Origin of the sequence: Tissierella sp., from assembly GCF_032104385.1 — a bacterium.
Lineage (GTDB): Bacteria > Bacillota > Clostridia > Tissierellales > Tissierellaceae > Tissierella.
In genome coordinates this window covers 1-7,422 of sequence record NZ_DAMCHJ010000032.1, presented here as the reverse complement: position 1 = coordinate 7,422, position 7,422 = coordinate 1, and the positions used below count along the sequence as shown (strand labels likewise).

Genomic DNA, 7,422 nt, shown 5'->3' with positions numbered 1-7,422 from the left:
GAGATTCGAACTCGCGACCCTCGCCTTGGCAAGGCGATGCTCTACCACTGAGCCATTTCCGCAAGATTTTCACTGCCTTATTATAATAACACAAACTACTATAAATTGTCAATAACTCTTTTATACTTTTCAAATTATATTCTATAAAGTATAATTGGTGCCCGGAGCCGGAATCGAACCAGCGACACGTAGATTTTCAGTCTACTGCTCTACCGACTGAGCTATCCGGGCATGATAACTGCCATATTGGCAGATATTGCTTACTTCTCTGACCTGATATACCAATCAAGGACTAAGCGATGTACACAAAATCGAAAACCACCATTTTGGTCCCCTGCTTATACCGACTGAGCTATCCGAGCGTGATGTTTGCTACTGCAAACACAACAACACATAGTATATAATAATTTCCTCTATTTGTCAACTAGCAATTTTTCTAATTCTTCTTTTGAAAAATAATACTTGGTATTACAGAAATGACAAACTAATTCAGCCTTACCATCCTCCTCTATCATAGCTTTTATTTCTTCTTTTCCTACACTAAGTAGCACATTTTCAATCCTTTCTCTAGAACAATCACAACTATAGCTAATGTCTACCTTATCTAAAATCTCCATCTCAAATTCTTTTAATAGCTCTTCCATAATATCTTCTGGCGATAATCCTCTATCTATTAAAGAAGATATTGATGGTGTTTTTGATATTGCTTCTTCGATTTTATTTATATCCTCATCTGATACATCTGGTAATAATTGAATTATATATCCACCAGATGCTTTAACAGATATATCTTTATCAACTAATACCCCCAAACCTATAGCTGATGGCTGCTGCTCAGATAATACATAATACATTGCCAGATCCTCAGCAATTTCTCCTGTTACCAAATTAGCTTGTCCAACATAAGGATCCTTAAGTCCTAGATCCATAATAGTAGTAATAGTACCATTTGAACCTACAAGTCTGCCTACATCTAATTTACCATCTTCTCTGCTAGGTACATCTGCATAGGGGTAATCTACATATCCTTTAACTACTCCTTTATTATTTGCTACCATCATAATAGTTCCTATTGGTCCGTCTCCAGAAATCTTTAATGTAAGTCTATCATCTTCATTTTTCATCATTACTCCCATCATAGCTGCTGCTGTCAATGCTCTGCCTAATGCTGCTGTAGCTGTTGGTGAAGTATTATGAGTATTCCTTGCCTTCTCTACCATACTAGTTGTAGTAGCTACAAATATTCGAATATTACCCGTTTTATCTATACCCCTTATTAAATAATCTTTCATCCTAATCACTCCCAAAATCTATATTTATCATTTTATTGCAACAAAATTTATTCTCTCTGTCTTTTCCACTGGTTTTTCAAATCCAAATGCTTGAAAACAGTCTATATACGTAAACCCTGCTTTCTTAAGCAATCCTATTATTTCATCTAATTCATAAGCTTTCTCCCTATGCTCTTCATCAAATCTTTCATATAATTCTTCATCCTCACTATAGAAAAATGTCAAATAAAATTCACAAATATTTTTATTTTCATCATAATAATTCTGCCAAGTATAAAATACTTCTTCCCTATCCTCTACAAAAATATTATTCCCTATAATATACTTTAATTTATAAAAAGAATTTATATCAAATATAAATATACCACCATCATCTAAATGATTCCAGACATTTTTAAATGTTTTAGCTAGTTCTTCCTCATCTATTATATAATTTATGCTATCACATATAGAGATAACCGAATCATAAGACCCCTTTAAATTAAAGTCTATCATATTTTGCCTTATTAATTTTACATTTTTAAATCTTCTTAGCTTTTCATAAGCTTGAGATAGCATATTATCTGATAAATCAAAACAAGTTAAAGTATATCCTTTCTTAGCTAGATAGTAGGAAAGGTTTCCTGTTCCACAGGCCATCTCTATAATTCTATTAGGTTTTTTATCATACCTTTTAAATATTTCCTCTATATAATTAAACCAATCCTCATAGTTAAAATCCATCATTAATTCATCATAAATATTAGCAAATTTATCGTACATATTGCCCCCCCTTTTTATTTTATTTGTTTTTCTTATTCATTTCTCTTTTCCTTACAGTAATTAATCCACCTATTCTACCAGATTCTTTAGCAGTTAATCCTGCCCATCCTACTTCTTTAATTTTCTCCGTTAATCCAAGCTCTTCAGCTATTTCATATTTTAGTTTATCTTCTAATGTTTCTATTTTTTCTTTTTTCATATTATCTTCCTCCTAATACTATTATGAGAAAGAACCCCTTCAATTATTCTTAAATGAATAAATATTTAATGTTTATGATTATAAATAAAAATATGATACCTACTATTGGAAGATAGTATACAAACTTAGTATCTTCATATTGCACATCATCTTTTATAATAATCTCTCCTGGTGGCAATTTCTTTATTAATTTTATAAGAATAATAGATGATATTAAAGCAAATATACCTATTGTCAAGAGTAAAATTAACATTTGGATTTGATTTGGCACTTCATAAGCTTTAATCTCCCCAATTTCACTTTGAGCCTTCATTCCAAAATATCCAATTGTCATGGCTATACTATTATTTAAAATATGAGCAAGTATAGAAGAATAAATTGAGTTAGTCTTATATACTATGATTCCGAATATTATCCCAAGAAATATAGGTCCCAATAGATTTTGAAGGTTTAAATGGAAAAGTCCAAATAAGAAAGCTGAGTAAATTATTGCTTTCTTTTTTCCCATTATACTATATGCATCCATCATGGCACCTCTAAACATGACTTCTTCACATATACCCGGTGCTAAAGCTATAATAAAAATACTTAAAAAATATAATCCCATATTCTCAGGTAAAGGAACAGAACTAGGTATCAATTCTCCAAAAAAACCCAATATAGTCATTACTAAAGTATTAAAAAATATTGCTATGGGATAAGAAAAAATCGTAATCAAAATAATATACCCTATTTGCCTTAAACTAATTTTATTTAGTCTTAAGGATTGTTTTAAAGGTATCTTCTTTGATTTCATATAGATTAAATTAGGTATGAGTATTATTATATATTCTGTAATTAATAATCCTGAATATATTTCTCTGTCTTGTACTACTGAACCAAGAAAAAACAATAAAAGTCCTAATAATAAATATAATAAATTAACTTCTAGAATATAATTTCTTTTAGATTCTTTCATATTTTCATCTCCATTCAAATAACTTTCATGACAATAAATTCACCTACAGAATAATTCTGTAGGTGAATTTTTAGTCAAATGTAAAAATATATGGTATATTCCTATAGTGATCACCATAATTAAGCCCATATCCCACAATAAAGACATCTGGTATACTAAATCCTACAAAGTCTGGATTTATATCTACCTTTCTCCTACTAGGCTTATCCAACATTACACATATCTTAACAGAATTTGGATTTTTTAGGCTTAAAATCTCCTTTACCTTATTTAATGTATATCCAGAATCAATAATATCATCTACAATTAAAATATCTTTTCCTTCAATATCTGCCCTAATATCATGTACAATCTCCACATTACCTGATGATATTTCATCATGTCCATAACTAGCAGTTGTCATAAAATCAATCTCCACTGGTATGGATAACTCTCTAACCAAATCCGAAGCAAAAATAAAACTACCCCTAAGCAATGATATCACTAATAGATTCTTATCTTTGTATTCCTTAGATATGATTTTACCTAATTCTTTAACGCGAGTAGCTATATCTTCTTTACTATAAAGAGTTCTTTCTCTTTTGTTACTATCCAAGCTAATTCTCTCCTCTCTATTAAATTAATATTATCAATATTATAGCACTAAATATCATTTTTGTATCTATAAATTATCTTATAATTCTTCTTCGCATAATGCCAATCTGTTATTGTCATTTTCCACATATTCCAGTTTTGATATTGATACTTCAAAAGCAATTTTTTTCTCTAACTCCCCATCAGCAAATTTTTTGTGATATTCTCTACTTTGTATTCTTCCCCAAAGTTTAATATGATCTCCTACTAGCATCTTCTCACAAAATCGTGCATTTCTTCCCCATGAAATACACGGTATGTAATCAGATTTATTGTAAGATCTATTGACTGCCATTAAGATATCTGTTATTTCTCTGCCAAAAGGTGTCGTTCTATAAATTGGTTTTTTACATATATACCCATCCAAATAAATTTCATTTGGCTTTTTCAAAGCTTCTGTTAATTCATCTTCATTTGGCATATATATATCCTTTGCAAATATGGTTAGAACTAATCTATTCCCATTATCTATATATCTATTGTAAGATCTCAGTTGTCCTTCTACTATAATATACCCCCCAATAGACAAATCCACATCTACCATAAGCCTTTCTGAAACTGTAACAGGTAACAAATCTACTGAATCACTCAACCTAGGTACTTCTAAGTCAATATTATAAAATCCTTCTCCGTACATTTCATGGCTAAAAACTTTTTCACTTACCACTTTCCCTACTAACCTTACGTTATTAGTATCCATAATCTTATCAAGCATTGCTATTGTCCCCCTCTATTCCTATGTTTTTTAATCTATATCTAATATATTCCACATAGAAAAGTAATATGAATAAAAACAAAAAATAATAGATATAAGAAATTCATCTTTCGTATATATCTATTATTAGACAAAAGTTTTAAAACTCCTTCTTTTTTATAGAAAATTTGTTAAAACTTTTTCAATTGTTTGCTCAGTACATCTTCTTCATTTTATTAAATTGACATTGGAATACATAAAATTATCCATAGAAAATTCATCTATACCTAGAAGTAAAATACAGGTAATAGTTGCTATAACTGGATAAATATCTAGTTTCTCTGTGGAGTGAATCTTTATAGGCAATTCAAATGGTTCGATTGTAGTACTATTTATTCCTTTTATTTCTCTTTGAAAACATATGTTTAACTCCATTACATCGTCAATATTATAACTAGATGGATTTATAGTCGCTTTATTATTAAATCCATAAGTTATAACTATTGATTTAATGTTATTATCTAAGAGATAATTCCACTTATCCTCGTCACAATTTATTACTACATATTCTGATTTACTAAATAATTGCTGTAAATTTTGATTTTCATAATCCTCCGTATTTAGGAAGGTATGGATTAATATATTAAAGTCTATTCCGATTTCCTTCAAAGGCATTATTAAATTAGGACTTATATCAATTATGAATATAATATTATTTTCTTTATTCAATATTGCCATATTTCCATATTGATTTTCATAATATATAACATAATTGGATATGCAAAATATCTTTTTTAAGAGTTTAAAAGTTGTTCTTTCTAAAGTATTTTCAACTATCCCAATTATTATCATTTGTTGCTCCTTCACTATATCGCCCCAAATCCTTATTTATTTTGTTAAAATCTGCCTTCCAGTATTATCCATTGTAAAATCCTCTTTATATATCAATTCAGAAATAGGTACTATTTCATAACCATTTTCCTGCAATCTTTCAATAACCAATGGCAAATATTCACTAATATATTTTGCATTGTTGTGGAACAATACAATGGAACCATTTCTTACGTTCCTTGTTACTCTATCAACGACAGGCTGCACCCCTAACTCTTTCCAGTCAAGAGAATCAACATCCCACTGTATTGCATAATATCCATTCTCCCTACATATACGAATAAGATTATCATTGTAATCACCAAAAGGTGGTCTAAACAATATTGGTTTTTTTCCTGTTAGTTCTTCAATTTTTTCTCCTGTTGTATTAATTTCTTCCAATATTTTTTCTTGACTTAACTGGGGCATATTTGGATGAGTAGTTGAATGATTTCCTACATCATGACCCCTTTTTGCGATTTCCTTTACATCTTCCGGATATTTATCTACCCAAAATCCTACTAAAAAGAATGTACTCTTTACATTGTATTTATCTAGTGTATCCAATATACAATTGGTGTATTCATTGCCCCAAGCTGCATCAAAGCTTATGGCAATTTTCTTCTCCGGTATCTCAACGCTATATATAGGTAGTTCTTTTGTTGGAGCAAATACGGCTGCTATATTTCCTGTTGTTTTAACCGTAACGTATACCAAAAAAACTAATGATACGCATAAAATTACTAACAATCTAACAGTAATGTTAATATCATTCCTATAATATCTGTTCCTCACAACTACACCCCCTCCAAATACTTATATTATATAATTTATTCCAAATTTAAATTTATATTACAAAATATCCTCAATGTAATCCATTAATTATAAAATTAAATTAAATTATAATTATTAACTAAACTACCTATACTTATACAATTTATAATTATTTACCAGAATATATTTTTTTCTAAAGGTTATATTAATATTACAACGACAGATTTTGTTGTTGAAAAAGGAGGTTTATAAAATGGCTAATAATAGTAACAGAATAGTTGTTCCAGAAGCTAGAGCAGCCTTAAACCAAATGAAATTAGAAATAGCAAATGAACTAGGTATGACAAATTATAATTCTATGGATAAAGGAAATTTAACCTCAAGACAAAATGGATATGTAGGCGGATATATGGTAAAAAAATTAGTTGAGTCTGCTCAAAATCAATTAGCTGGAAAATAATATTAGAATAACAAGAAAAAAAGAGAAGTGGAATTCCACTTCTCTTTTTTTTATAGTATTTTTAATTCTCTATTGCTCATTATAAATGCAAATGACATTAAATACACATATTCACACGATTTTATAAAAATTAAAACAACTATTAAAGACAAATAAGTAAAACTATTTTTGACGTTAAAAAAACAGAAACTAATGGTTCTATTCTATTTGTTCTTATCTAAATTTTTCTCCTATCGAATCTCTTTATTTTAAAATCCACAATAAGATTTCCAATAAGAAAGCTAAAACTAATTCTAGTCAATATTTTTACTTCTTCTTATCATAGATATAATTTGCTCTCTTGTAGGTATACCTTGAGGATTTTTACCATCTACTATGTTATTTTTAACTCCCCATTCCCAATCATCAGCTGCCCATGGGGAAGGTTCATCTTTCTTTTCTTCTTTATACTCAACACCAAAATATTTACAGATTCCTTTAGCTATAGCTCTAGCACATCTCATCTGATAATTTTCATTTAGCATTAGTTTAGCTTCTTCTAAATTGTCCATAAATCCACATTCTGCTAATATGGACACCATCTTTGTTTCTCTTAACACTTGAAAATTAGCTGATTTAACTCCTCTATCTCTTAGTCCAGTTTCTTTAATTAATTCATCCTGGATTAGTTCCGCTAATTCCTTACCTTTTATTGAACTAGGGTGATGATATGTTTCTATTCCTCCATGAGTACCCCATATTGCATTTAAAGCATTAAAATGAATAGATACATAGGCATCT

General features: G+C 29.3%; 10 protein-coding genes and 1 tRNA gene. 1 reads left to right on the top strand and 10 read right to left on the bottom strand.

Translation table 11 applies throughout. The annotated features are described in order from the left end of the window. Positions 1-155: 155 nt before the first annotated feature. From RT714_RS15820 to RT714_RS15780, 9 genes are all read right to left on the bottom strand, one after another. Positions 156-231, bottom strand: a tRNA-Phe gene (locus tag RT714_RS15820). 182 nt (positions 232-413) lie between these two features. Next, positions 414-1,292, bottom strand: a complete 879-nt coding sequence (gene hslO / locus RT714_RS15815) for an Hsp33 family molecular chaperone HslO (RefSeq protein WP_313758967.1) — start codon at positions 1,290-1,292, stop codon at positions 414-416. Between the two features lie 27 nt (positions 1,293-1,319). Then, positions 1,320-2,054 (bottom strand): methyltransferase domain-containing protein, encoded by a 735-nt coding sequence (locus RT714_RS15810; protein WP_313758965.1) that lies wholly within the window; start codon positions 2,052-2,054, stop codon positions 1,320-1,322. Between the two features lie 19 nt (positions 2,055-2,073). Beyond that, the gene (locus RT714_RS15805; protein WP_313758963.1) at positions 2,074-2,253 is read right to left on the bottom strand and encodes a small, acid-soluble spore protein, alpha/beta type; all 180 of its coding nucleotides are present in this window, start codon (positions 2,251-2,253) and stop codon (positions 2,074-2,076) included. A gap of 49 nt (positions 2,254-2,302) precedes the next feature. Next, positions 2,303-3,211, bottom strand: a complete 909-nt coding sequence (locus tag RT714_RS15800) for a CPBP family intramembrane glutamic endopeptidase (RefSeq protein ID WP_313758961.1) — start codon at positions 3,209-3,211, stop codon at positions 2,303-2,305. A gap of 70 nt (positions 3,212-3,281) precedes the next feature. Further along, positions 3,282-3,806 (bottom strand): hypoxanthine phosphoribosyltransferase, encoded by a 525-nt coding sequence (hpt, locus tag RT714_RS15795; RefSeq protein WP_313758959.1) that lies wholly within the window; start codon positions 3,804-3,806, stop codon positions 3,282-3,284. Between the two features lie 78 nt (positions 3,807-3,884). Then, positions 3,885-4,559 (bottom strand): single-stranded DNA-binding protein, encoded by a 675-nt coding sequence (locus RT714_RS15790; protein WP_313758957.1) that lies wholly within the window; start codon positions 4,557-4,559, stop codon positions 3,885-3,887. A gap of 207 nt (positions 4,560-4,766) precedes the next feature. Next, positions 4,767-5,405, bottom strand: coding sequence for a hypothetical protein (locus RT714_RS15785; RefSeq protein ID WP_313758955.1), 639 nt, complete (start codon positions 5,403-5,405; stop codon positions 4,767-4,769). Positions 5,406-5,426: 21 nt separating this feature from the next. After that, on the bottom strand, positions 5,427-6,203 hold the full coding sequence (locus RT714_RS15780; protein WP_313758954.1) for a polysaccharide deacetylase family protein: 777 nt from the start codon (positions 6,201-6,203) through the stop codon (positions 5,427-5,429). Positions 6,204-6,435: 232 nt separating this feature from the next. Between RT714_RS15780 and RT714_RS15775 the strand changes: the two genes are divergently transcribed. Continuing rightward, positions 6,436-6,642: an alpha/beta-type small acid-soluble spore protein gene (locus tag RT714_RS15775; RefSeq protein WP_072975938.1), complete on the top strand. Its 207-nt coding sequence runs from the start codon at positions 6,436-6,438 to the stop codon at positions 6,640-6,642. A 293-nt stretch (positions 6,643-6,935) separates the two neighbouring features. Here the strand turns inward: RT714_RS15775 and RT714_RS15770 are convergent. Continuing rightward, the coding region (locus RT714_RS15770) for an N-acetylmuramoyl-L-alanine amidase (RefSeq protein ID WP_313758952.1) at positions 6,936-7,422 on the bottom strand (487 nt) is incomplete at its 5' end.

Excerpts from the sequence above, each read along its gene's own strand:
- hslO (WP_313758967.1), bottom strand. The coding sequence starts at position 1,292 with ATGAAAGATTATTTAATAAGGGGTATAGATAAAACGGGTAATATTCGA.
- RT714_RS15810 (WP_313758965.1), bottom strand. The coding sequence starts at position 2,054 with ATGTACGATAAATTTGCTAATATTTATGATGAATTAATGATGGATTTT.
- RT714_RS15790 (WP_313758957.1), bottom strand. The coding sequence starts at position 4,559 with ATGCTTGATAAGATTATGGATACTAATAACGTAAGGTTAGTAGGGAAA.
- RT714_RS15805 (WP_313758963.1), bottom strand. The coding sequence starts at position 2,253 with ATGAAAAAAGAAAAAATAGAAACATTAGAAGATAAACTAAAATATGAA.
- RT714_RS15775 (WP_072975938.1), top strand. The coding sequence starts at position 6,436 with ATGGCTAATAATAGTAACAGAATAGTTGTTCCAGAAGCTAGAGCAGCC.
- RT714_RS15800 (WP_313758961.1), bottom strand. The coding sequence starts at position 3,211 with ATGAAAGAATCTAAAAGAAATTATATTCTAGAAGTTAATTTATTATAT.